We start from the raw sequence: 21,736 nt of genomic DNA on the forward strand, positions 1-21,736 counted from the left end.
CCGGTCGCGTTGGCGATCGCGGCCATCTCGATGGCCGACTTGGTGCCGTCGAGGAAGGAATTGAACATCTGCGGATTCATGCCGGCAGACTGTGCTTCGCCCGCCGTCAGCCCGTAATGCTGCCAGACGCCGTCCGGCGTCACGTCGTGATAGGCCGGCAGATATTTCGTGCCCTTGCCGGCCGCGACCACGTGGAAGCCGGTCGCGCGTGCCCAGTCGACGAGCTCGGCTGTCAGCGCCGGCTGGTCGCCATAGGCCAGCGAATAGACCACGCCCGCCTTGCGCGCCTCTTCCGCAAGAAGCGGCCCGGCCAGCACGTCGGCCTCGACATTGACCATCACGATGTGCTTGCCAGCCTTGATCGCGGCGCGCGCATGGCGGATGCCGGCAGCAGGATTGCCAGTCGCTTCGACAACGACATCAACGCCGTCACCCGTCGCCTTCGAACCATCGGGGCTGAAATTCGTGCGCGCGATCAGCTCGGCGCTCCAGCCGACCGTCCGGCACGCGTCGCGGGCGCGCTCGGGATCGAGGTCGATGATGACGGGGACCTCGAGGCCCGCGACATGCGGTACCTGCGCCAGAAACATCGAGCCGAATTTGCCGGCGCCGATCAGTGCCACGCGGACGGGCTTGCCGGAGGCATTGCGCGCTTGGAGGAGGGCGTGGAGGTTCATTGGAGAATTCCAGCGTTTCTTGGAGGCGCGGTAGGGCGGCTATCAGTTTCCCCGTCATGGCCGGGCTTGACCCGGCCATCCATCCCCAACGGGGGCCGTCGTCCTGATTGATGGATGGCCGGGTCAAGCCCGGGCATGACGACATTTTTCGTGGCGAGTGCTGTGCTCTACTCCGCCGCTTCGCGATGCGCCCGCGCCAGTTGTAGCAGCGCATCGTCCGGCACCGTCTCGATCGGCGTGAAGTCGCGATGCGCGATGTACTCCGGCCGCGTCGGGCTGCGGATATGGTTCGAGACGGCGTTGAGCGTGAGGTACACGATCTTGCGCGGATAGGGTGTGATGTTGCCGGCCGAGCCGTGCACAAGATTGCCGTGGAACGTCAGCATGCCACCCGGCTTTCCGGTTGGCGCGACGATGCCGCCTTCCGCGACCAGCCGCGTCACCGTCGCCTCGTCCAAGGTCCACAATGGATAGGACGTCGTCGCGAGATCGTGCGACGCCTCGAGGTCGCCGGCATGCTGGCTGCGCGGCACCAGCATCAAGGGGCCGTTGATCGGCATGACCTCGTCGAGGAAGATCGCGATGTTCATCGCGCGCGGTTCCGGCATGCCGTCGTCGCGCTTCCAGGTGCCGTAGTCCTGGTGCCATTGCCAGACATCGCCGGTGAAGGCCGATTTGGCGTTGATCTTGAACTGATGCATGTAGACCTTCTCGCCGAAGATCTGCTCGATCGGCTCGATCATGCGCGGATGCGCCGCGAGCACGCGGAAGGCGTCGTTGTAGAGATGGGCGGCAAACGCCGTGCGCGGCGCGCCGCTCCTTTCGCGCCAGACCTCGGGCCTGTTGGCGGCGTAGATCGCCTCCGCCTCGTGGGCGAGGAACGCGGTCTCCTCCGGGCTAAACAGCTCGGGCAGGAACAGCCAGCCCTCGCGGTTGAAGAATGCAATCTGCTCCGGGGTCAGCTTCATGTCCTTCTCCCTCGCCTTGGCTTCCTCGGACGGGGCGCCCGCTCTTTGCGCCGGGCTGCCTCTGCGTCGTGCTCCCATCCTCTCGGCCTGCCGATGGGCGTCACGGTGCTTCCGCTGTCGACATTGGCAGAATCCGGGTGGATCGCAACATTCTCCAAGCCTATTTTGACTGGCAGATGATACGGGGCAGATCGACGATGGAGCCCGCCATGTCTGACCACTTCTACGCACTTCTCGAGACCGCGATCGGCACTTGCGCGATCGCCTGGGGACCGCGCGGAATCAACGCGGTGCAACTGCCGATGGGCGGCGTCGCGCAGACCCGGACCCGGATGCAGCAGCGCCACCCGGGCATCGCCGAGGATGAGCCGCCGGCGCATGTGCAGCGCGTCATCACCCGCGTCAAGGCGCTACTGGCCGGAGAGCCGGATGATCTCACCGACGTGGCTCTCGATCTCGACGGCGTCAGCGCATTCCAGCGCGGCGTCTACGACATCGCGCGCCGGATCCCGCCGGGCCGGACCCTGACCTATGGCGACATCGCCAAACAGCTCGGCGGCGTCGAGTTGTCGCGCGAGGTCGGTCAGGCACTGGGCCGCAACCCGTGTCCCATCGTGGTGCCATGCCATCGCGTGCTCGCGGCCGGCAACAAGCCGGGCGGCTTCTCCGCCAATGGTGGCGTCGACACCAAGCTGAGGATGCTGGCGATCGAGGGCGCCGCGGTGAACCATACGCCCAGCCTGTTCGATTGACGGCAGAACGCTACTGGAAGGCGGGTTTGATCTCCGGCGCGGCTCGCTCTATGCGGTGGCGCGGTCTCGACCCCGCCAACCCATCTCCAACCAGAGCGCGCCGATGAAAATTCCGACCCTTCCCTTCACCGTGACCGACTGGTCGGCCGTTCCCGTGACCGAGCATCCGGGAGAGCAGGGCACGGCCTATTGGCGGACGCTGATGATCGGCGACATCCGGGTGCGGCAGGTCGAGTACACGCCGGGCTATCTCGCCGATCATTGGTGCGATCGCGGCCACATCCTTCTGGTGACGGAAGGCGAGCTCGAGAGCGAGCTCAAGGATGGTCGCAGGTTCACTCTGTCGGCGGGCATGAGCTACCAGGTCTCCGATTTCGGCGACGCTGCCCATCGGTCCTTTACGCCGAAAGGCGCCAAGCTGTTCATCGTCGACTGAGATCTGCGAGCGTTACACGGTCTCGCAGGCGAAGCCGTCGCCCTTGCGCCTGATACGCCCGACCGAGGGCGAGGGAAAATGGGCCGTGCAGCACAGCGTCGTCGTGTCGCAATAGCGATCGAGAAAGGTGCGCCGCGTCGCTGCGGCCTGCGCCGGATCGACGTCGAATTTCGGTGACAGCTCGGGAAGCCCAAGCTGCAGCGGCGAGTGCATCAGGTCGCCGGAGAACACCGCGTCGTCCCTGCCCTTACCGACGGCGACCGCGACATGGCCGGGCGTGTGCCCCGGCGTCGGCAGCAGGCGGACGTGATCGCCGATCGCGAATCCATCCTTCACGATGTCGGCGCGCTTGGCCTCGACCACCGGCAGCACGCTGTCGGCGAATGGAGGCACCTCGGTCTTGGCGTTCTGCGCCACCCAGTAATCATATTCGCGCTGCGCGAATACGTAGCGCGCATTCGGAAAGGTCGGCACCCAGCGGCCGTTGTCGAGCCGCGTGTTCCAGCCGACATGATCGGTGTGCAGATGCGTGCACATCACGACGTCGATGTCGTCGACCGACACGCCCGCAGTCGCAAGCGCCCGCATGTAGGTGTCGTCGGTCTTCATGTTCCAGACCGGCCGCGCGCGCGGCTTGTCGTTGCCGATGCAGCTGTCGATCAGGATGGTGTGGTGAGGCGTCCTCACCACGTAGGACTGAAAGCACAGGATCAGCGTGTCCTGCGCATCGAGGGCACCGGCCGCCTGCAGCGCGCTGCGTTCCGCTGCCAGCATCTCCGGCGTCAGCTCCGGAAACATCTCGCGCGCCGGCAGGAACGTGGTTTCCTGCTCGATGATGCGATGAATGGTCGTGTCTGCAACCGAGAATGTCAGCGTCACGTCAGCTCCTGTTCGGCGATCAAGCCGCCGGCGGCACCGAGACCTTCACCGATTCCCGCTCCAGCATCTTGTTGTGGAACGCGTCGAGCGTCGGAAACGCCTTGCGCCAGCCGCAATCCGCAAACCGAAAATCAGCATAGCCGAGCACGCAGATGAGTCCGATCGAGACGATGTCGAACGGGCGCGTCATCAAGTCGGGCTGCGCATTGAAGCGCGCCATGCCCATCCAGGCTCTGTTCCAGTGGTCGTCGGACCACGCCTGCCAGCGCAGGCCCTCCGGGCGCACCATCGCCTCGTAGCGGCACAACAGCATCGAATCGAGCATGCCCTGCAGCATCGAATGCTCGCTCTTCACCTTCCAGCGCGAGGGACCCGATGCCGGAATGAGCTTGTTGCCGCCGGCGAGCTCGTCGAGATACTCGACGATCACATAGGAATCCAGGATCACGTCGCCGTTGTCAAGGATCAGCACCGGCAGCTTCTTCAGCGGCGTGATCTTCGAATACTCCTCATTGGCCTGGCCCGGCGTCACCGCTGCGGCCATGAATTCGATCTTGTCGATCAGCCCGAGCTCGATGGCGGCGATGCGCACCTTGCGGGCGAACGGCGAGGCGGGCGAGAAGGTGAGTTTCATCGACGTATTCCTGTTGGCTCGCGACAGATGGTTCTCCGTCATTGCGAGGAGCGAAGCGACGAAGCAATCCAGAGTCGCGCGTGGCATCCTGGATTGCTTCGCTTCGCTCGCAATGACGGTGGATGGTGTTACGCCTCGATGATTTCCTGGCGCTGCTCGCCGAGGCGCTCGATGCCGAGCGTGACGACGTCGCCGACGTTGAGGAAGGTCGGCGGCTTCATGCCCATGCCGACACCCGGAGGCGTGCCCGTGGTGACGATGTCGCCGGGCAGCAGCGTCATGAACTGCGAGACGTAGGAGATGCACTTCGCCATCGAGAAGATCATCGTCGCGGTGGTGCCGGTCTGGCGGCGCTGGCCGTTGACGTCGAGCCACATCGACAGGTTCTGCACGTCTGGAATCTCGTCCTTGGTGACGAGCCACGGGCCGACCGGGCCGAACGTGTCGTGCGACTTGCCCTTGGTCCACTGGCCAAGCCGCTCGATCTGGAAGTTGCGCTCGGACACGTCGTTGCAGATCGTGTAGCCGGCGATGTGGTTCAGCGCCTCCGCCTCGGACACGTATTTGGCGCGGGTGCCGATGATGGCGGCGATCTCGACCTCCCAGTCGAGCTTGGTCGAGCCGCGCGGCTTCTCGACCTGATCATAGGGGCCGCACAGCGCGGTGTTGGCCTTGAGGAAGAAGATCGGCTCGGCCGGGATCGGGTTGCCGGTCTCCTTGGCATGGTCGGAGTAGTTGAGGCCGATCGCCACGAATTTCGAGATGCCGGTGACAGGGGCGCCGAGCCGCGGCTTGCCGGCAACGGCGGGCAGGGAGGCCGGATCGAGCGCGGCGAGCTTCTTCAGCGACTCCGGCGCATAGGCCGCGCCATCGAGGTCCTTCACATGCGCCGACAGGTCGCGCAACTGGCCGGATGCGTCGATCAGGCCCGGCTTTTCCGCGCCCTTCTCGCCGTAGCGAACAAGCTTCATTGGTTTCTCTCCCTCAATTCCCTGGTATTCCAGAGCCCTGTCATGGAGCATGGCGGGAGGAAATTCAACCTCGCGGGCTATGCGTCGCCGCGGCCCTGTAATGCCTCGAAGCGGAAGGCGGCGCCGTCCCGCCGGATATGGCCGGCATCGAAATGGCCGCTGATCACCAGCGTCCCGGTGTCGGCAAAACGCGAGAACAGCGCCCGCCGGGTCGCGATCGCCTGCGCCGGATCGGAATCGACCGTCGAGCTCCAATCGAGACGCGCCATCTGGCAGGGATGGTGGGCGACGTCCCCGGTGAGCACGGCCTCCGCGCCATCCGAGCGGATGTGCAGGCTGACATGACCCGGGCTGTGGCCCGGCGTCGGGATCAGGGTGATCTCGTCGGTGATCACAGCTTCGCTTCCGACGAACTCCGCGCGTCCGGCGGCGACGATCGGCTGCACGGAATCGGCGTAGGTCGCGGTCTCGTCGGCGGCCTCGCTGTGATCGCGCCAATGCTCATATTCAGTGCGGCCGAAAACGTAGCGCGCATTGGAGAAAGTCGGGACCCAGCGGCCGTCGACCAGCCGCGTATTCCAGCCGACATGGTCGACGTGAAGGTGGGTGCAGATCACCATGTCGATGCTGTCGGGCGGGAAGCCGGCAGCGCTCATCGTCTCCAGGAACGGTGTCGCGCGGTTGTTCCACATTGGCACGCTGCGGCCCTGCTTGTCGTTGCCGAGCCCGGTGTCGACCACGATCCGCATCGTCGGTGTTTCCAGCACCAGGGTGTGGATCGACATCTTCAGCCGACCTTCATCGGTCGCAAAATCGGGCGTGAGCCAGGACAGCTCGCGGATCGTCTCGGGTGTTGCCTGCGGCAGGATGAAGCGGGTGCCGCCGACGGTCTCCAGCTCGACGAATTTGGTGACCCTGACCCGGCCGATCATCCAAGACATGCGCGCTTCCTCGTCCTATTCTTGATGCCGGTCACGATGCCGCGTGGCTTGTTCCGGCGCAATGGATCACCCGCCCGGAACAGCCGTTGCTGCAGTCCGTCCATGAGGAGAACGCCATGCCAGAGCTGACGATATCGCCCGAGAAGGTCGCCTTCCTGATCGAAAAGGCGCGCGAGTTCGACGTCAAGGAGCAGGCGACCGATGAGGAATCCGGCTCGAATGCCGTCGATGACGACATGGTCGACGTGCTCCAGGATAGCGGCGATGATCCCGTGGTGCGCGAGATCACCGGCTTCATCAACGCGATGACCGAGGACGAGCAGACCGATCTCGTCGCCTTGATGCGGCTCGGCCGCGGCGACGGCGATATCGACGAGTGGGACGATCTCCGCCGCGAGGCCGCCGGCCAGCGCGACCGCCACACCGCGCGTTATCTGCTGGGCGAGCCGATGCTCGGCGACCTGCTGGCGGAGGGCCTCGATGCGTTCGGCATCGATTGGACCGAAGGCCGCACCACGGCGGATTCGTCGAGCCCAAGCCAGCGCGACGAGGACGAGAAGCGGTAGGTCGTTCGGAAAGGCAGAGTCGCTGTATTCATAGCGCGGATGCCAAACAGAACTCACAGCTTTATTAGTTGGACTAGAATTCCTATTGCGCCGGCACTGCGCTCCCTCGCCCCGCTTGCGGGGAGAGGGTTGGGGTGAGGGGGACTCTCCGCAGACACCGCGTTCGCGGAAAGTCCCCCTCACCCGGATTGCATCTCGCGATGCAATCCGACCTCTCCCCGCAAGCGGGGCGAGGTGAAAGCCCCGGGTTAGCGTAGCAGATTTCCGCGCCAGACCCGCCCAAGGAAGTCTGTCTTACAGCGTGCCTGGGAAGGCGCCGCCATCGAGCAGGATGTTCTGCCCCGTGATGTAGCCGGCCTTGGCGCCGCACAGGAAAGCGCAGGCGAGTCCGAACTCTTCGGGATCGCCGAAGCGACCTGCAGGGTTCGTCTTGGCGCGGTCGGCGAGGATCTGCTCCGGCGTGACACCGCGCTTCTCGGCCTCGCCCTTTGCCGTCGAGAGCAGGCGGTCGGTCTCGAACGGTCCCGGCAGCAGCGCATTGATCGTGACGTTGTTGATCACGGTCTTGCGCGACAGGCCGGCAACGAAGCCGGTGAGGCCGGCGCGAGCGCCGTTGGAGAGGCCGAGAATGTCGATCGGCGCCTTCACCGCGGCCGAGGTGATGTTGACGATGCGGCCGAACTTGCGCGCCATCATGCCGTCGACGGTCGCCTTGATCAGCTCGATCGGCGTCAGCATGTTGGCGTCGAGCGCCTTGATCCAGTCGTCGCGGGTCCAGTTGCGGAAATCGCCGGGCGGCGGGCCGCCGGCGTTGTTGATCAGGATGTCCGGATCCGGGCAGGCCTTCAGCACGGCGGCGCGGCCCTCGGGCGTGGTGATGTCGCCCGCCACTTCCGTGACGGTGACGCCGGGATTGGCCGCGCGGATCTCGGCCGCGGTCTTCGCCAGCACTTCGGCGCCGCGCGCCGTGATCGTGACATGTACGCCTTCATTGGCCAGCGCGATGGCGCAGGCGCGGCCCAGGCCCTTGCTGGAGGCGCAGACGATGGCGCGGCGGCCCTTGATCCCGAGATCCACGATTGATCACTCCGATATGTCAGTGAGGCTGGAAGAAAGATGGGCGCATTCTAGCCAACCGAATTGCCGCTGATAAGAGCAGCCGGCCTGTGCCGAATTGCATGGCTCGCTATGACGGGAGAGGCGGCGCGGCCGTGTCCGTCAGATGCGCCGTTCCTGCTTCAGCCGGTCGATCAGGCTTGCGAGCTCCGGAGGCAGCGAGCGGAAGCCGTTTGCGCCTGCGAGCGAGAGCACCGGACGCAGGCGTGATCCCTCGAGGAAGCGCGGCTGACGCTCGGGGGGAACGATCCTGTCGAACACCAGCACCAGCGTGGTCGCGACCATGCCGGTGCGCACGGCGCCCAGCAGAGCTCCGCCGAGCCGGTCGCCAAAACCGGCCTCGGAACCGATCGCTTCGTCGAGCAGGATGCGGCCGATCTTGCCCAGCGCCATGCCGATGACGACGAAGGCGGCGAAGAACTGCAGCCAGTTCTGTGCCAGCGGAGTGCCGTGCACGTCGCGCAGTTGCGGGCTCATCGCCGCAACCGCGCCCATCGCCAGCGGCATCGCGAGCAGGTAGGCCAGAATCGTGATGGCGCTGCGCAACAGCCCGGTCGAGAAGCCGCTGTAGACGGCAACCATCAGTGCGGCACAAGCGGCGAGGTCGAAAGCGTTCATGGTTGCTCCGCCGCGGTTGTAGGCCGGGCCCGGTAAACGATTCCGGTTTGCGCTGCTTCAAATCGTCTGTATCAATGCGCCGCAACAAATGAGCAACCGTGGGAGGAACCATGTCCGAGCTGTTCGACGTCAGCCGCGAGGTGATCCTGATCACCGGCGCGAGCCAGGGGCTCGGCCGGCAGTTCGCCCGGGTTCTATCGGCACGTGGCGCCGCCGTCGCGCTCGCGGCACGCCAGACCGGCAAGCTCAAGGCGTTGGAGGCGGAGCTCAAGGCAAGGGGTGGTCGCGCCGCCGCGGTCGAGATGGACGTGACGAGCATGGCATCGATCGTCAGGGGCATGGATGCGGCCGAGGCCGCGCTCGGACCCGTGACGGTGCTGATCAACAATGCTGGCATCGCGGTAGAGAAGCTCGCGGTCGAGCAGAGCGAGGCGGATTGGGACGCCGTGATCGGCGCCAATCTGAAGGGCGCCTATTTTGCCGCAACCGAAGCGGCTCGGCGCATGGCCGCGCGCAAGACCGGCGGCAACATCATCAACATCGCCTCGGTGCTCGGCTTCAGCGTCGTCAAGTTCATCTCGCCCTATGCGATCTCCAAGGCCGGCGTGGTGCAGGCGACCAAGGCGCTGGCGCTGGAGCTCGCGGCGAGCGGCATCCGCGTCAACGCACTGGCGCCCGGCTACATCGACACCGACATCAATCACGAGGTCTGGGAGACGCCGGCGGGCGAGAAGCTGGTCAAGCGGATTCCGCAGCGGCGCGTCGGCCACGAGAGCGACCTCGACGGCGCGATCCTGCTGCTGGCGTCCAACGCCTCGCGCTACATGACCGGCAGCGTCGTCACGGTGGACGGCGGCTTCCTGCTGACGTGAGGCCCTGCTGATCGGCAGGTTGATTTCCCTCGATGGCGAGCCGTCTCAGCCTTTCAGCTCGCGCTTGATCATGTCGGCGGCCTTCTCGCCGATCATGATGGTCGGCGCATTGGTGTTGCCGCCGATCAGGGTCGGCATGATCGAGGCGTCGACCACGCGCAGGCCGGACATTCCGCGCACCTTCAATCCGGGATCGACCACGGCGAGCGGATCGTCGACGCCCATCTTGCAGGTGCCGACGGGATGGTAGACCGTATCGACGCGGGCGCGCAGGATGGCGCGAATGTCGTCGTCGGTCCTGACATCCGACGTGAACAGGTCGCGCTTGCCGAGGCTGCGCATCGCCGGCGTCTGCATCAGCCGCAGCGTGGTCTTGTAGCCGGCCACCATGGTTTCGAGATCGTCGGCCTCGCCCAGGAAGTTGGGATCGATCAGCGGCGCGGCGAGCGGATCGGCATTCTTCAAGCCGACCATGCCGCGGCTCTTCGGCCTGAGCAGGCAGAAATGGCAGGAGAAGCCATTGCCGTGGCGCTTGCGGCCGTGATCGTCGGTGACGGCCATGCCGAAATGCAACTGGATGTCGGGCACGTCGAGATCAGGCCGCGTCTTCAGGAAGCCGCCGCATTCGGCGAAGTTCGAGGTCAGGACGCCGCGACGCTCGCGGCGATATTGGCCGATGCCCGCCAGCAGCCGGCGCAGGCCCTTCGGCGACAGGGAAGAGAAGTTGGGGTTGTCGGAGGTGTAGGCGAAGATGAAATCCGGATGGTCCTGCAGGTTCTGTCCGACACCTGGCAAATGGTGGACGCCGGCGATGCCGAGCCGCGCCAGGGCGCTCGCGTCGCCGATGCCCGACAGCATCAGCAATTGTGGGGTCTGGAACGCGCCGGAGGCGAGGATCACTTCGCGCCGGCAGCGGATCTCCTTGACCTCCTTGCCCTGGCGGTACTTGACGCCGACCGCGCGCTTGCCCTCGAACAGGATCATCGACGCATGCGCCGAGGTCTCGACCCGCAGGTTGCTGCGGCTGCCGAGATACGGCTGGATGTAGGCCCGTGCCGCGCTCCAGCGCTCGCCATTCTTCTGCGTGACCTGATAGAGCCCGAGCCCTTCCTGCGTCTCGGCATTGAAATCGTCGCGGACCGGAAACTGCGCTTCGCGCGCCGCCTGGAGAAAGATGTCGTGCACGGGATTGTCGGTGCGCAGCCGGCTGACCGGCAGTGGTCCCGATTGGCCGTGATACGCGCCGTTGAACTCGGCGTTGTTCTCGGCGCGCTTGAAGTAGGGCAGCACGTCGTCATACGACCATCCGGTGTTGCCGAGGGAAGCCCAATGATCGTAGTCGGCGCGGTGGCCGCGGATGTAGACCATGGCGTTGATCGCGGAGGAGCCGCCGAGCCCGCGGCCGCGCGGCTGATAGCCGCTGCGCCCGTCCAGGCCCTTTTGCGGCACGGTGGTGAAGGACCAGTTGTTGACGGGCCCCGCGACCATCAGGAACAGCATGTAGGGCGTGGTCACGATCCAGTTGTCGTTGCGTCCCCCGGCGTCGAGCAGCGCCACGGATGTCGCCGGATCTTCCGACAAGCGGCCAGCAACCGTTGCGCCGCCGCTGCCGCCGCCCACGACGATGAAATCGACCTCGTCCGTCACGCATCTCTCCCTGATGTTGTCTTGCTTGTTGTTTGAATGTCATTCCAAGGGCGGCGCCGCGCACAGCTGGCGAAACCATTGGGTTAGGCTTGCACCCCATCATCTCGGGGGCCGGGTTCGCACTTTGCGCGCCCCGGAATGACGATTGGTGTGGCTAGGACAGGAATCGCAGCAGCTTTTCGATTCGGGCGATGCTGGCGCCGTAGGGAGGATAGAGGTCCTTCATGCGGTTGAAGGGCGAGCGGTAGAATACCGGCTTCAGCTTGCTGAAGCTGTTGAAGCCCCATTCGCCGTGATAGTGGCCGGTGCCGGAGGCGCCGACGCCGCCCATCGGCTGGTTCATCTGCGCAAAATGCAGCAGGCAGTCGTTGATGGTGACGCCGCCGGAGACGGTGCGCGCCAGCACCGTGTCGCGCGAAGCCGCGTCACTGCCGAACCAGTACAGCGCGAGCGGCCGGTCGTGGGCATTGATGTGGCGGATCACCTCGTCGGACTGGCGATAGGTCATGATGGGCAGCAGGGGACCGAAGATCTCCTCCTGCATGATCGCCATGTCCGGGGTTGCACCGACCACGACGGTCGGTGGAAATTTCCGCAGCTTCTTCCAGGCCGGATCTTCGGGACTGGTCGTGCTCAGCGTCTTGGCGCCGCGCGCGATCGCGTCGCGCAGCAATCCTTCCAGCCGGGCATAGTGCCGCTCGGAGATGATCGACGTGTAGTCGTCATTGGTCGGGTTGGTGCCGAACATCTGCAGCATCTGCCGGTGCAGCTTGCCCGCGAATGCGTCGCGTTGCGGCTCGGGCACGAACACGTAGTCCGGCGCGATGCAGGTCTGGCCGGCGTTGAGCAGCTTGGCATAGGCGATCCGCTCCGCGGCTTCGTCGATGTCGGCGGAGACGTCGACGATGGTCGGTGACTTGCCGCCGAGCTCGAGCGTCACCGGGGTCAGGTTGCGCCCGGCGGCCTCAGCGACGATGCGGCCGACGCGGGTCGAGCCGGTGAAGACCAGATGATCGAAAGGCAGCGCGGCAAAGGTCTCCGCGACGCCGTCGTCGATGCCGGTGACGATGAGCTGGGTCGGGTCGAAATTCGCCGCGATGAGCTCCTTGAGCAGCGCGGAGAAGTGCGGCGTTAGCTCGCTCGGCTTGATCATGACCCGGTTGCCGGCGGCGAGCGCGCCGATTGCCGGCGCCAGCGTCAGCTGCAACGGGTAATTCCACGGCGCGATGATGCCGACCACGCCGAGCGGCTGCGGAATCAGGCGGTTGCGCGCCGGCCAGAACTGCAGCGCGGTGGCGATGCGCCGCGGCGCCATCCAGCGCGGCAGCACCTTGAGCGTGTGCCTGATCTCGGCCTGCAGGAACAGCGTTTCGGCAATCGTGGTCTCGACGGCGCAGCGGTGGCCGAAATCGGCCGAGATCGCCTGCTCCAGGCGCTTCTCGTTGTCCGACAGCATCGCTCGCAGCCGCTTCAGGCCGTCCAGCCGCGCCGCGAGGGCGGGTGGAGGCGCATTGCGGGAGGCCTCGACCTGCGCGTGGAACGCGTCGTCGAGCGCCGAGAGGGCTGGGCTCTTCAGGGACTGGTCCATGGACGTCTCCTCGCGTGTACCGCGGCCGCGTGCAGGGCCGTCATTCTGGTTGGCCTAAAGCTGCCGCGTTGCGGAACCCTTGGCAAGCACGGCATCGGTTTTGCGCCGCCTGACGATAGCGTAGAGCCAAGCCGTTTGGCGGGTGTGTGGTTCGTCGATCCCTGCCGCCGCCCTTCGAGGAACTTTGTCGTCGTTCCCAGCCTGGGCCGTGCGCCTCATGCTGGCGGGCAAACAGGCCGATCTCATAAGAGATTGGATTATCGATGTAATTCGAGCAACGAGGGTCGTAGCGGGCGGTGTCACAATCCGGCAAAAAAACTTGCGGAAAGCCCTTTCCAAACCGGCCTCGCATTGGTACATACCGCCCGCACCCGATGGCCGACCCGGCCGGCGGGCTCAAGCCTTCTCAGGAAGCCTTTGGGATGGATCGGCAGCGCCTTAGGCGTCTGCCAGGACCGCCCGGCGCTTCTCTGAAGGTGACGCGCAAGTTAACGCGGGGTGGAGCAGCCCGGTAGCTCGTCAGGCTCATAACCTGAAGGTCATAGGTTCAAATCCTATCCCCGCAACCACTGAGACCGACACTCCCGTAGCCGATGAGGCTGCGGGAGTTTTGGTTTGTGCCGCTTCGTCCCTGTGAGCTGCTGTGCAGCTGAGGACAGTGCCGTCTCCCCATGAAGCGTGGCATCGGAAGATCCGGGAATGATCACCAGGACGGCGGGCACACGACCATGTGAGCCGGAGGACAATTCTACGAAGCTCGCGTTGAACTGAAGTATTGAGGCAACGGCGAAATCCACAATCCGTCTGCCTGCGGTACAACGCCATTGCCCTGGCGTGGGGGCAAGCTTGCGCATTGCGAGAGCGCAGCCACCGTCACGATGTCAGACGCAACAGATTCCGCACGGCGGGGCGCCATTCTCCGGTCATGGTGTATTCGAGGCCGAGCCGTGCGCCGCAGGTGATCGCCAGCATCGTCAACGGCGCCGAGACCGCCAGCGTCGAGAATGCCGACAGGCCCTGTCCGATCGTGCAGCCCATCGACATGATGCCGCCGGTGCCCATCAGCAGCGCGCCGGTCATGTGACGCTTCAGCTCGCGCGCGTCATCGCAGGCTTCCCAGCGGAAGACGCGCGAAAACATTGCCGCGACGAACGAGCCCAGGATCACGCCGGCGACGGAGCCGATCGCAAAATCGGCCCGGCTGCCCGAAAGCGTGGCGATGTAGAGCACGGTATTGCCGAGCGGGGCAACGAAGGTCAGGGATGCCACGCGCGCCGGATCGAAATCGTCATTGCCGAGCCAGCTGGTGGCGAACCAGCCGAACGCCACCGCACAGCCTACGGCGAGGCCGGAGAGCAGCAGGCGCGGCGATCTCACGAGGCGCCCGTCGGCCAATGCCCAGGCCGCGAGCGCGACCGCTGCGACGGAAACGGTTGCCGGCCGCGCATATGAGCCAAGTGCGGGCGACAGCAGCACATCCATGCCCTGGGTCATCGTTTCGGGCAGGCGTATGGAGAGCGGCTCGATCAGCGAGATGCGCAGGAATCCCGTGAGCCCACGCATCGCGGCCAGGGCTGACACGCCCAGCACCAGAAACACGACGATGGCGCGCAGATCACCGCCGCCGATACGGACCAGCGTTCCGAAGCCGCAGGTGCCGACCAGGGCCATCCCGATGCCGAACGACAGGCCGCCGAGAATGGCGCCGCCGAGCGGAATGGACGACGTCAAGTAGATCGAGCGCGACAGGTCGATCAGGCCGAAGCTGGCGAGCAACTGGGTTGCGACCAGCGCGACCGCGGCCGCCAGCGCGAAGGATTTGAGTCGTCGGGTATCGGCGCCGAAGAACGCGTCCTCCAGCATCGCGAGCGTACAGAAGCGGCCGGCGCGACCGGCGACGCCGAGAACGGCGCCCGCGAGCAGCCCACACATGAACGTCAGTGCTGATGGGCTGAGCATTCCTCTCCGACATCCTCGTTGGCTTCCTGGCATTGTGCGCCAGGAACGGCGGGGACGCCAGGCCTCTCGCGCCGCTACAGGGCGCGCCGATGCGAAGCCCGAGACCGCGAGGGCCAACCTCTCAGCGGCGGCGCTTGCGGACCGGCTCGCAATAGACGTCGTAGATCGCCGTCAGGATCTTGCGGACATCTTCGCTCGCAAGGCTGTAGTAGATCGTCTTGCCCTCGCGCCGCGTCGTGACCAGCCGGTCGAGCCTGAGACGGGCGAGCTGCTGCGAGACGGTCGACTGCCGCTCGCCCAGGAACTGCTCGAGCTCGGTGACGGATTTTTCGCCTTCGGCGAGGATGCAGAGCAGCAAAAGTCGGGACTCGTGGGACAGCGCCTTCAGCATCTCGCTGGCTTCCCGTGCCTTCTCGATCATCTGCTCGAGCTCGGCAGAGGTTTCGATGTCCTTCAACTTCGGCAGCGGCATGAATTCTGGATCCCTCGGTTGGCGTCAGGAGCGGGCCGGAGCCCCGCTTGTAGCATTCATTATGCGGCCGAGCAGCCCAAAGAAGAACGCATCGCCGGGATAACCGCGGATGCGTCCGATCTCGCGGCCCTGCTCGACCACCACGAAGGTCGGGGTGAACGCTCCCGGATCGATGCCGGAAAGATCCGTCGGCAGCGGCTTGGCAAGGTCGACCCGTCGCAGCGGCAGCGCGCGCCCTTCGTCGGTCTTGGCATAGATCGGACCGATTTCTGCGTTGAAGCGGGCGCACCAGCCGCAGCCCGGACGTTCGAACATCACGAGCTCGGAGGCGAACGCCGGGGCCGAGAGGCAAATGCCGGTCACCACCGCCCCTGCGAGCGTTGCGAATCCGCGCGATGCACTTCTGCTGGACATGCCGAGATCCTCTCTGGACTTGTCGGTCAATCTATCATTAAATTCGAATATGTACTAGTGCGCGATTTCCGAATCCTGCCCGGCAGGCCGGGCACGTAGCGCTGGCCGACCGGGAGGAAAGATGGATCTCGACGTCACGCTGGGGGCCGCGCTGGCCGCGGGTCTGTTGTCGTTTCTGTCACCGTGCATTCTGCCGCTGGTCCCGCCGTTCCTGTGCTACATGGCTGGCGTCTCGGCGGCCGACGCGATCGGCGAAACCAGCATGGCCCAGCGGCGGCGGACGGTGCTGACGGCGCTGTGCTTCGTCGGCGGTTTTTCGCTGGTGTTCGTCGGTCTTGGCGCCACCGCCTCGGTGTTCGGGCGATTCATCGCCGGCCATCTCAGCCAGCTCGGCATCCTCGCCGGCCTCGTCATCATCACGATGGGGCTGCATTTCCTCGGGGTGCTCCGGATTCCGCTGCTGTACCGGAGCGCGACGATCGACGTCGGAAGCAAGCCGGCCGGTCTGCTCGGTGCGTTCGTGATGGGACTTGCCTTCGCCTTCGGCTGGACGCCGTGCGCGGGGCCGGTCCTTGCCGCCGTGCTGATGATGGCCGGCGCGGAGGCGACGGTCGGCAAGGGCGCGCTGCTGCTCGCCGCCTACTCGGTCGGGACCGGCATCCCGTTCCTGATCGCTGCCGCCTTCACAGGGCAGTTCATGACCATGCTCAAGAGCATCAAGCCGCATCTCCCCCTGGTCGAGAAGACGATGGGCGGCTTTCTCGTCCTGACCGGCGCGGCCTTTCTCGCCGGCGTGATCCCGCGGATGTCGGAATGGATCTTCGAGCGCTTTCCGTCGCTCGCCACCATCGGCTGATCAGCCGAAGCGGAAGTCCAATAGATTGACGAAGGACTGCAGCTCGATCTCATAGCGATGCACCAGGCCGGCGTCGCTCTCGCGCGCAGCGCGGCCGATTTCGCCGGCGCTCGTCGTGGCGCCGTCGATCAGGCGGCGGAATTCGGCCTGGCGCGCCACATCGGGCGCGGCGAGGCCGTTGCAGCGTTGCAGTCGGTCGCGCAGCGCTGTGCCGGCCTGGACGACCTCGCCAGGCTCGGCCTTGCCCGCTGCGAACCGCGCAGCTGCGTTGCGCAACGCGTCCATGACGGGCGACAGCTCGAACACGCAATCGCTGAGCTCGACCACGCCGGCGTCCTGCCTCAGGGCGTGAAGCGACCGGCGCAACGCGGCAATGGCCGCCGCAGCGCGCGCGCCGTCACCTGCGGTCAGCGCTTCGTCCGCCTGCTTCAGGCGATCGTTTCCGGTGGCGATCAGCTCTGCAAAGGATTTGGCCGAATAGGGCGCATTGGAGCGCTCGGCGAGCCGGCTGAGCCTGGCCCAGGCGATCCGGGCGTCGTCGAGCTCGATCTGCGCCAGGCCCACATTGCCGGTGCGGCCATAGCTCGCGGCTGTGCGCAGGCTGGCCATCGCCGAGTGCATGAAGGCAGCAACATCCGCGTTCTCTTCGGCGTGCCCACGGACGCCATGCGTGAGGCATGACAGGACGAGCGACAGCATGATGACGCGGCGCAGCATCGAATGTCCTTTTCACATTCTGTTATTCGAATATCATGTATCGAAATCCCGTGGACTTGGCAAAGTGGACTTGGCAAAGCGCGCGAGCAGGCTGATGACGACGAACCGGACGATGACGCGGCGCGATCTGGTTGCGCTGCTCTCTGCTGCGGCGGCCGTCGGCCTGGCGTCAGCGCCGGCGCAGGCCGACGCGGCGCTCGGCGACGACGGGCTCTATCACCAGTCCTGGTTTCTCAACAGCTTCCTGGATCTGCGCGAGGATCTCGAAAGCGCGGCGTCGGAAGGCAAGCGGCTTGCGATCATGTGGGAGCTGCGCGGCTGCCCGTATTGCCGCGAGACTCATCTGGTGAACTTTGCCGACCAAGGGATCACGGACTACATCCGTGCCAATTTCGAAGTGCTGCAGCTCAACCTGCTCGGCGCGCGCAAGGTGATCGACTTCGACGGCAAGGAGTTCACCGAGAAGGAGCTCGCCGAGCGTTACGCGATCCGCTTCACGCCGACGTTCCAGTTCTTTCCGCCATCGGCCGAGGGCGTCTCTGCGAAGGAGCCGCTCGCGCGCGAGGTGGCTCGCGCGCCGGGCTATCTCAAGCCGCCGCATTTCCTCGCAATGTTCCGCTTCGTGCGCGACAAGGCCTATGAGCGCGGCACATTCCGCGACTATCTCGCTTCGACCAAGGGTTGAGTGCACTGCGGCATCGAAATACGCTTGACACCAATCACATTATCAAATCATAATTCTTGAATATGATGGATCGTAAGTCCGTCGTGTCATCGTAAGGCGAGGGGACGCCTCGTCGGTCAGGGTGGAAACATGCGCCGTTTGATTCCGGCCGCCTTGCTCTGCGTGTTGCTGTCGGCAGCCGCGCGAGGTGACGAGCCGATCAGGCTCGATGTCATCGACTATGCCATTCCGAAATCGTTGACGGGCGCGCCCGGCAATGCCGATGCCGGCAAGAAGGTGTTCTTGACGCGGACGCTGGGCAATTGTCTCGCCTGTCATCAGGTGTCGTCGCTGAAGTCGGAGGAGTTTCACGGTGAGTTCGGTCCGTCGCTCGACGGCGTCGCGACCCGCTACAACACGGCGCAATTGCGCCTGATCGTCGCCGATCCCAAGCGCATCTTCACCGATACGGTGATGCCCGCCTTCTACAAGAACGACGGACTCAATCGCGTCAGGCCTGAGTTCGTCGGCAAATCCGTTCTCACCGCAGCGCAGGTCGAGGACGTCGTCGCCTTTCTCGAAACATTGAAATAACCGCCTCTGGAGGATGATGCATGGGCGCAATCAACAGACGACAGGCGTTCCTTCTCGGCGGCGGTTTCGTCGCCCTGACGGTGCTGCCGATGGCCGCCAACGCCGAGCCGAGCAACGACGCGGCCGAGATGATCAAGAAGTTCACCGGCGGCAAGGAAGCGGCCAAGGGCAAGATCACGCTCGATCTGCCTGAGATCGCCGAGAACGGCAACACGGTGCCGCTCGCGCTCTCGGTCGAAAGCCCGATGACCGCCGAGAACTACGTCAAGGAAGTGCTGTTCGTGGCCGACGGCAATCCGAACGCCGGCGTCGCCACGCTGATGTTCACGCCGATGTCCGGCAAGGCCGAGGCGTCGATCCGCATCCGTCTGGCGCAGACCCAGAACGTGATCGCGGTCGCGAAGATGAGCGACGGCTCGCTCTTCACGGAGCGCAAGACCGTCAAGGTCACCATCGGCGGCTGCGGCGGCTGAGACAGGGGAGAGACGAACATGGCAGACAAGCCGCGCATCAAGCTTCCGAAGGAAGCCAAGAAGGGCGAGATCATCCAGATCAAGACGCTGGTCTCGCATCTGATGGAATCGGGTCAGCGCAAGGATGCGCAGGGCAAGCCGATCCCACGCAAGATCATCAACAAGTTCACCTGCGAGTTCAACGGCAAGCCGGTGTTCTCCTGCGCGCTGGAGCCGGCGATCTCGGCCAACCCGTACATCCAGTTCGACGCAAGGATCGACGAGGAAGGCACGTTCAAGTTCGCCTGGACGGATGATGATGGCTCAGTCGTGACGGCCGAAGAGAAGATCGCGTTGAAGGCCTGATCGGCCGCGTGTGATCGCTAGGAGGAGTGACGGATGTCCATTCGCTACGGTTCTCTCGCCGTCCTGGCTTCGGCCGCGCTCGCCCTGTCGGCAGCCGCGACGTTCGGCCAGGAGGCCGAACGGAAGGGCATTCCGGCGCCTCCCGGTCACGTCTTCAAGACCATCATCTCGGGCTATCAGTTCCGCACCAAGGAAACGCGCGCGCTCCAGGATGACGACCTGGAGAATCCCGGCTTCCTCGCGGTGGAGCGGGCCGCCGACGTCTGGAAGACGGTCGACGGCAGCGAAGGCAAGTCGTGCATGAGCTGCCATGGCGAGGCGGAAAAGACCATGAAGGGCGTCGGCGCCGCCATGCCCAAATGGAGCGATAAGCTCAACAAGCCGGTCAATCTCGAGCAGCAGATCAACATCTGCCGTACCGAGCACATGAAGGCGCAGCCCTGGGCCTTCAAGTCGAAGGAACTGACGGACATGACGGCGTTCGTCCGCTACCAGTCGCGCGGCATGCCGGTGGCGGTGAAGACCGACGGTCCGATGTCGCCATGGTTCGAGAAGGGCAAGGAGATCTACTATACGCGGGTCGGGCAGCTCGATCTTGCCTGCGCGTCCTGCCACGAGAAGAACAACGGCAAGTTCATGCGCGCCGATTTTCTGAGCCAAGGCCAGACCAACGGCTTTCCGACCTACCGGCTGCGCGATCAGCGCCTGATCCCGCTGCACGAACGGTTCGAGGGCTGCATGTTCGACGTTCGCGGCGTGCCCTACAAGCCGCTGTCGGACGAGTTCCTCGCCCTCGAAGTCTACGTCGCCTGGCGCGGCATCGGGCTGCCCGTCGAGACACCGTCGGTCCGCAACTAGCCGCGGACACAAGGAAGATACATCATGATATCGCGTCGCGAATTCGTTCAGGTCGCATTGGCGGCGGCTGCCTTGACGGGTGGCTCCGGTCTTGCGGGTGCGACCCGCGCCTTTGCTCAGCAGAAGCTGACCGAGAAGGAGCTGCTGGCGTTCGATCCGGTCGGCAACGTCACCTTGGTGCATGTCACCGACATCCACGGCCAGCTGATGCCGCTGTATTTCCGCGAGCCGTCGACCAATCTCGGCGTCGGCGACGCCAAGGGCCAGCCGCCGCATGTCACCGGCAAGGATTTCCTCACCCGCTTCGGCATCGCGCCGGGCTCGTCGTCGGCCTATGCGCTGACCTCGGAGGATTTCGAGGCGCTCGCCAAGACCTACGGGCGGATCGGCGGGCTCGACCGCGCCGCCACCGTCATCAAGGCCATCCGCGCCGAGCGCGGCGACAAGGTCGTGCTGCTCGATGGCGGTGATACTTGGCAGGGATCATGGTCGTCGCTGAAGACCCGCGGCCAGGACATGATCGACTGCATGGCGCTGCTGAAGCCGGATGCGATGACGGGGCATTGGGAGTTCACCTACGGCACCGAGCGCGTCAAGCAGGCGGTCGATGGTCTCGGCTTTCCGTTCCTCGGCCTCAACATCCGCGACACCGAATGGAACGAGCCGGCGTTCGAAGCCTCGACGATGATCGAGCGCGGCGGCGTCAAGATCGCGGTGCTCGGCCAAGCCTTCCCGTATACGCCGGTCGCCAATCCCCGCTGGATGATTCCGAACTGGTCATTCGGCGTGCGCGAGGAGGATGTTCAGACCCAGGTCGACAAGGCGCGCAAGGACGGCGCCGGCCTCGTGGTGCTGCTGTCGCACAACGGCTTCGACGTCGACCGCAAGCTGGCCAGCCGCGTCAAGGGTCTCGATGTCATTCTCACGGGTCACACCCATGATGCGCTGCCCGAGGCCGTGAAGGTCGGCAAGACGCTGCTGATCGCGTCGGGCTCCTCCGGCAAGTTCGTCTCGCGGCTCGATCTCGACGTCAAGGACGGCGAGGTGAAGGGCTATCGTTACAAACTGATCCCGCTGTTTTCCGACGTGATCACGCCGGATCCGGCGATGGCGGCCAAGATCGCCGAGGTGCGCAAGCCGTTTGCCGCCGATCTCGCCCGCCCGCTGGGACGGACCGAGACGCTGCTGTATCGCCGCGGCAATTTCAACGGCACGTTCGATGACCTCATCTGCCAGGCGCTGCTGCAGGAGCGCGATGCGGAGATCGCGCTGTCGCCGGGCTTCCGTTGGGGCACAAGCGTGATGCCGGGTCAGGACATCACCTTCGAGGACGTCACCAACGCCACCGCGATCACCTATCCGGCCGTCTATCGCATGGGCATGACCGGCACGCGCCTCAAGGAGATCATCGAGGACGTCGCCGACAACCTGTTCAACGTCGACCCCTACTACCAGCAGGGCGGCGACATGGTCCGCATCGGCGGCATGTCCTACGCCATCGACGTCAACAAGCCGCAGGGGCAGCGGATCTCCGACATGCGCCTGATCAAGACCGGGGCCGCGATCGATCCGACGCGCGAGTACCAGGTCGCGGGCTGGGCCAGCGTCAACGAAGGCACGCAGGGGCCGCCGATCTGGGAGGTCGTGTCGAGCTATCTGCAGCGTCAGAAAACCGTTCGTCTCGAGCCCAACCGGGCCGTCAAAGTCTCCGGAGTGTGA

25 protein-coding genes and 1 tRNA gene (1 of these 26 cut by a window edge) are annotated in these 21,736 nt (G+C 65.1%); 12 read left to right on the forward strand and 14 right to left on the reverse strand.

What is annotated here, in order from left to right; all coding sequences use genetic code 11:
* Both QX124_RS00305 and QX124_RS00310 read right to left on the reverse strand, forming a co-directional pair.
* A protein-coding gene (locus QX124_RS00305) for an NAD(P)H-dependent oxidoreductase (protein ID WP_315795648.1) crosses the window boundary here: on the reverse strand, positions 1-677 show its 5' portion. The gene continues 631 nt to the left of window position 1, outside the view; the window shows 677 of its 1,308 coding nt (coding positions 1-677); the start codon lies at positions 675-677; its stop codon lies off the left edge, out of view.
* Between the two features lie 167 nt (positions 678-844).
* A complete protein-coding gene (locus tag QX124_RS00310) occupies positions 845-1,645 on the reverse strand; it encodes a phytanoyl-CoA dioxygenase family protein (protein ID WP_315795650.1) in 801 nt (266 codons plus the stop codon).
* 209 nt (positions 1,646-1,854) lie between these two features.
* Between QX124_RS00310 and QX124_RS00315 the strand changes: the two genes are divergently transcribed.
* Both QX124_RS00315 and QX124_RS00320 read left to right on the forward strand, forming a co-directional pair.
* The gene (locus QX124_RS00315) at positions 1,855-2,397 is read left to right on the forward strand and encodes a methylated-DNA--[protein]-cysteine S-methyltransferase (protein WP_315795651.1); all 543 of its coding nucleotides are present in this window, start codon (positions 1,855-1,857) and stop codon (positions 2,395-2,397) included.
* A 103-nt stretch (positions 2,398-2,500) separates the two neighbouring features.
* Positions 2,501-2,833, forward strand: coding sequence for a DHCW motif cupin fold protein (locus QX124_RS00320; protein ID WP_315778311.1), 333 nt, complete (start codon positions 2,501-2,503; stop codon positions 2,831-2,833).
* 12 nt (positions 2,834-2,845) lie between these two features.
* Here the strand turns inward: QX124_RS00320 and QX124_RS00325 are convergent, their stop codons facing one another.
* From QX124_RS00325 to QX124_RS00340, 4 genes are all read right to left on the reverse strand, one after another.
* Complete coding sequence (locus QX124_RS00325; RefSeq protein WP_315795653.1) at positions 2,846-3,712, reverse strand: MBL fold metallo-hydrolase; 867 nt, start codon at positions 3,710-3,712, stop codon at positions 2,846-2,848.
* A 19-nt stretch (positions 3,713-3,731) separates the two neighbouring features.
* Positions 3,732-4,346 (reverse strand): glutathione S-transferase family protein, encoded by a 615-nt coding sequence (locus QX124_RS00330; RefSeq protein ID WP_315778313.1) that lies wholly within the window; start codon positions 4,344-4,346, stop codon positions 3,732-3,734.
* A gap of 128 nt (positions 4,347-4,474) precedes the next feature.
* Positions 4,475-5,317 (reverse strand): fumarylacetoacetate hydrolase family protein, encoded by an 843-nt coding sequence (locus QX124_RS00335; RefSeq protein WP_315718081.1) that lies wholly within the window; start codon positions 5,315-5,317, stop codon positions 4,475-4,477.
* 77 nt (positions 5,318-5,394) lie between these two features.
* The gene (locus QX124_RS00340) at positions 5,395-6,258 is read right to left on the reverse strand and encodes an MBL fold metallo-hydrolase (RefSeq protein ID WP_315795654.1); all 864 of its coding nucleotides are present in this window, start codon (positions 6,256-6,258) and stop codon (positions 5,395-5,397) included.
* Positions 6,259-6,374: 116 nt separating this feature from the next.
* Between QX124_RS00340 and QX124_RS00345 the strand changes: the two genes are divergently transcribed.
* Entirely contained in the window at positions 6,375-6,824 is a 450-nt protein-coding gene (locus tag QX124_RS00345) for a DUF3775 domain-containing protein (protein ID WP_315718078.1), read from the forward strand.
* Between the two features lie 294 nt (positions 6,825-7,118).
* Here the strand turns inward: QX124_RS00345 and QX124_RS00350 are convergent, their stop codons facing one another.
* The gene (locus QX124_RS00350) at positions 7,119-7,901 is read right to left on the reverse strand and encodes an SDR family oxidoreductase (protein WP_315753786.1); all 783 of its coding nucleotides are present in this window, start codon (positions 7,899-7,901) and stop codon (positions 7,119-7,121) included.
* Positions 7,902-8,042: 141 nt separating this feature from the next.
* On the reverse strand, positions 8,043-8,558 hold the full coding sequence (locus QX124_RS00355; protein ID WP_315795655.1) for a CvpA family protein: 516 nt from the start codon (positions 8,556-8,558) through the stop codon (positions 8,043-8,045).
* Positions 8,559-8,668: 110 nt separating this feature from the next.
* Here QX124_RS00355 and QX124_RS00360 point away from each other — a divergent pair, with 110 nt between their 5' ends.
* Positions 8,669-9,430, forward strand: a complete 762-nt coding sequence (locus QX124_RS00360) for an SDR family NAD(P)-dependent oxidoreductase (protein ID WP_315718074.1) — start codon at positions 8,669-8,671, stop codon at positions 9,428-9,430.
* Between the two features lie 45 nt (positions 9,431-9,475).
* Here the strand turns inward: QX124_RS00360 and QX124_RS00365 are convergent, their stop codons facing one another.
* Positions 9,476-11,077 (reverse strand): GMC family oxidoreductase, encoded by a 1,602-nt coding sequence (locus tag QX124_RS00365; protein ID WP_315795657.1) that lies wholly within the window; start codon positions 11,075-11,077, stop codon positions 9,476-9,478.
* Positions 11,078-11,231: 154 nt separating this feature from the next.
* On the reverse strand, positions 11,232-12,665 hold the full coding sequence (locus QX124_RS00370; RefSeq protein WP_315795658.1) for a coniferyl aldehyde dehydrogenase: 1,434 nt from the start codon (positions 12,663-12,665) through the stop codon (positions 11,232-11,234).
* A 492-nt stretch (positions 12,666-13,157) separates the two neighbouring features.
* Between QX124_RS00370 and QX124_RS00375 the strand changes: the two genes are divergently transcribed.
* Positions 13,158-13,234: transfer RNA gene (locus QX124_RS00375), tRNA-Met, on the forward strand.
* A gap of 304 nt (positions 13,235-13,538) precedes the next feature.
* Here the strand turns inward: QX124_RS00375 and QX124_RS00380 are convergent.
* The 3 genes from QX124_RS00380 to QX124_RS00390 all read right to left on the reverse strand — a co-directional run bounded on the left by QX124_RS00380 (position 13,539) and on the right by QX124_RS00390 (position 15,510).
* Complete coding sequence (locus QX124_RS00380) at positions 13,539-14,624, reverse strand: YeeE/YedE family protein (protein ID WP_315783122.1); 1,086 nt, start codon at positions 14,622-14,624, stop codon at positions 13,539-13,541.
* Positions 14,625-14,745: 121 nt separating this feature from the next.
* The gene (locus tag QX124_RS00385; protein ID WP_315718315.1) at positions 14,746-15,096 is read right to left on the reverse strand and encodes a metalloregulator ArsR/SmtB family transcription factor; all 351 of its coding nucleotides are present in this window, start codon (positions 15,094-15,096) and stop codon (positions 14,746-14,748) included.
* A gap of 24 nt (positions 15,097-15,120) precedes the next feature.
* Positions 15,121-15,510 carry a thioredoxin gene (locus QX124_RS00390; RefSeq protein ID WP_315778339.1) on the reverse strand — a complete coding sequence of 130 codons (390 nt, stop codon included), beginning with the start codon at positions 15,508-15,510 and terminating at the stop codon, positions 15,121-15,123.
* A 121-nt stretch (positions 15,511-15,631) separates the two neighbouring features.
* Here QX124_RS00390 and QX124_RS00395 point away from each other — a divergent pair, with 121 nt between their 5' ends.
* The gene (locus QX124_RS00395) at positions 15,632-16,366 is read left to right on the forward strand and encodes a cytochrome c biogenesis CcdA family protein (protein WP_315736268.1); all 735 of its coding nucleotides are present in this window, start codon (positions 15,632-15,634) and stop codon (positions 16,364-16,366) included.
* On the opposite strand, the gene QX124_RS00400 is transcribed toward QX124_RS00395, so the two are convergent.
* Complete coding sequence (locus tag QX124_RS00400; RefSeq protein ID WP_315795660.1) at positions 16,367-17,083, reverse strand: hypothetical protein; 717 nt, start codon at positions 17,081-17,083, stop codon at positions 16,367-16,369. It lies immediately after the preceding gene.
* Between the two features lie 94 nt (positions 17,084-17,177).
* Here QX124_RS00400 and QX124_RS00405 point away from each other — a divergent pair, with 94 nt between their 5' ends.
* From QX124_RS00405 to soxB, 6 genes are all read left to right on the forward strand, one after another.
* Positions 17,178-17,768, forward strand: coding sequence for a thioredoxin family protein (locus QX124_RS00405; protein ID WP_315778325.1), 591 nt, complete (start codon positions 17,178-17,180; stop codon positions 17,766-17,768).
* Between the two features lie 129 nt (positions 17,769-17,897).
* Positions 17,898-18,341 carry a sulfur oxidation c-type cytochrome SoxX gene (gene soxX / locus QX124_RS00410; RefSeq protein WP_315795662.1) on the forward strand — a complete coding sequence of 148 codons (444 nt, stop codon included), beginning with the start codon at positions 17,898-17,900 and terminating at the stop codon, positions 18,339-18,341.
* A 20-nt stretch (positions 18,342-18,361) separates the two neighbouring features.
* Positions 18,362-18,814 carry a thiosulfate oxidation carrier protein SoxY gene (gene soxY, locus QX124_RS00415; protein ID WP_315718310.1) on the forward strand — a complete coding sequence of 151 codons (453 nt, stop codon included), beginning with the start codon at positions 18,362-18,364 and terminating at the stop codon, positions 18,812-18,814.
* Between the two features lie 18 nt (positions 18,815-18,832).
* Positions 18,833-19,159 (forward strand): thiosulfate oxidation carrier complex protein SoxZ, encoded by a 327-nt coding sequence (soxZ, locus tag QX124_RS00420; RefSeq protein ID WP_315718309.1) that lies wholly within the window; start codon positions 18,833-18,835, stop codon positions 19,157-19,159.
* 33 nt (positions 19,160-19,192) lie between these two features.
* Positions 19,193-20,017, forward strand: coding sequence for a sulfur oxidation c-type cytochrome SoxA (soxA, locus tag QX124_RS00425; protein ID WP_315755997.1), 825 nt, complete (start codon positions 19,193-19,195; stop codon positions 20,015-20,017).
* Between the two features lie 24 nt (positions 20,018-20,041).
* Positions 20,042-21,736 carry a thiosulfohydrolase SoxB gene (soxB, locus tag QX124_RS00430; protein WP_315795665.1) on the forward strand — a complete coding sequence of 565 codons (1,695 nt, stop codon included), beginning with the start codon at positions 20,042-20,044 and terminating at the stop codon, positions 21,734-21,736.

Origin of the sequence: Bradyrhizobium sp. SZCCHNRI3043 (assembly GCF_032377735.1) — a bacterium.
Lineage (GTDB): Bacteria > Pseudomonadota > Alphaproteobacteria > Rhizobiales > Xanthobacteraceae > Bradyrhizobium.

Coding starts and splice junctions, on each gene's coding strand:
- soxB (WP_315795665.1), top strand. CDS start 20,042: ATGATATCGCGTCGCGAATTCGTTCAGGTCGCATTGGCGGCGGCTGCC.
- QX124_RS00390 (WP_315778339.1), bottom strand. CDS start 15,510: ATGTCCAGCAGAAGTGCATCGCGCGGATTCGCAACGCTCGCAGGGGCG.
- QX124_RS00330 (WP_315778313.1), bottom strand. CDS start 4,346: ATGAAACTCACCTTCTCGCCCGCCTCGCCGTTCGCCCGCAAGGTGCGC.
- QX124_RS00355 (WP_315795655.1), bottom strand. CDS start 8,558: ATGAACGCTTTCGACCTCGCCGCTTGTGCCGCACTGATGGTTGCCGTC.
- QX124_RS00360 (WP_315718074.1), top strand. CDS start 8,669: ATGTCCGAGCTGTTCGACGTCAGCCGCGAGGTGATCCTGATCACCGGC.
- QX124_RS00335 (WP_315718081.1), bottom strand. CDS start 5,317: ATGAAGCTTGTTCGCTACGGCGAGAAGGGCGCGGAAAAGCCGGGCCTG.
- QX124_RS00380 (WP_315783122.1), bottom strand. CDS start 14,624: ATGCTCAGCCCATCAGCACTGACGTTCATGTGTGGGCTGCTCGCGGGC.
- QX124_RS00395 (WP_315736268.1), top strand. CDS start 15,632: ATGGATCTCGACGTCACGCTGGGGGCCGCGCTGGCCGCGGGTCTGTTG.
- soxA (WP_315755997.1), top strand. CDS start 19,193: ATGTCCATTCGCTACGGTTCTCTCGCCGTCCTGGCTTCGGCCGCGCTC.
- QX124_RS00310 (WP_315795650.1), bottom strand. CDS start 1,645: ATGAAGCTGACCCCGGAGCAGATTGCATTCTTCAACCGCGAGGGCTGG.
- QX124_RS00340 (WP_315795654.1), bottom strand. CDS start 6,258: ATGTCTTGGATGATCGGCCGGGTCAGGGTCACCAAATTCGTCGAGCTG.
- QX124_RS00315 (WP_315795651.1), top strand. CDS start 1,855: ATGTCTGACCACTTCTACGCACTTCTCGAGACCGCGATCGGCACTTGC.
- QX124_RS00400 (WP_315795660.1), bottom strand. CDS start 17,083: ATGCTGCGCCGCGTCATCATGCTGTCGCTCGTCCTGTCATGCCTCACG.
- QX124_RS00345 (WP_315718078.1), top strand. CDS start 6,375: ATGCCAGAGCTGACGATATCGCCCGAGAAGGTCGCCTTCCTGATCGAA.
- QX124_RS00405 (WP_315778325.1), top strand. CDS start 17,178: ATGACGACGAACCGGACGATGACGCGGCGCGATCTGGTTGCGCTGCTC.
- soxY (WP_315718310.1), top strand. CDS start 18,362: ATGGGCGCAATCAACAGACGACAGGCGTTCCTTCTCGGCGGCGGTTTC.
- QX124_RS00370 (WP_315795658.1), bottom strand. CDS start 12,665: ATGGACCAGTCCCTGAAGAGCCCAGCCCTCTCGGCGCTCGACGACGCG.
- QX124_RS00385 (WP_315718315.1), bottom strand. CDS start 15,096: ATGCCGCTGCCGAAGTTGAAGGACATCGAAACCTCTGCCGAGCTCGAG.
- soxZ (WP_315718309.1), top strand. CDS start 18,833: ATGGCAGACAAGCCGCGCATCAAGCTTCCGAAGGAAGCCAAGAAGGGC.
- soxX (WP_315795662.1), top strand. CDS start 17,898: ATGCGCCGTTTGATTCCGGCCGCCTTGCTCTGCGTGTTGCTGTCGGCA.
- QX124_RS00320 (WP_315778311.1), top strand. CDS start 2,501: ATGAAAATTCCGACCCTTCCCTTCACCGTGACCGACTGGTCGGCCGTT.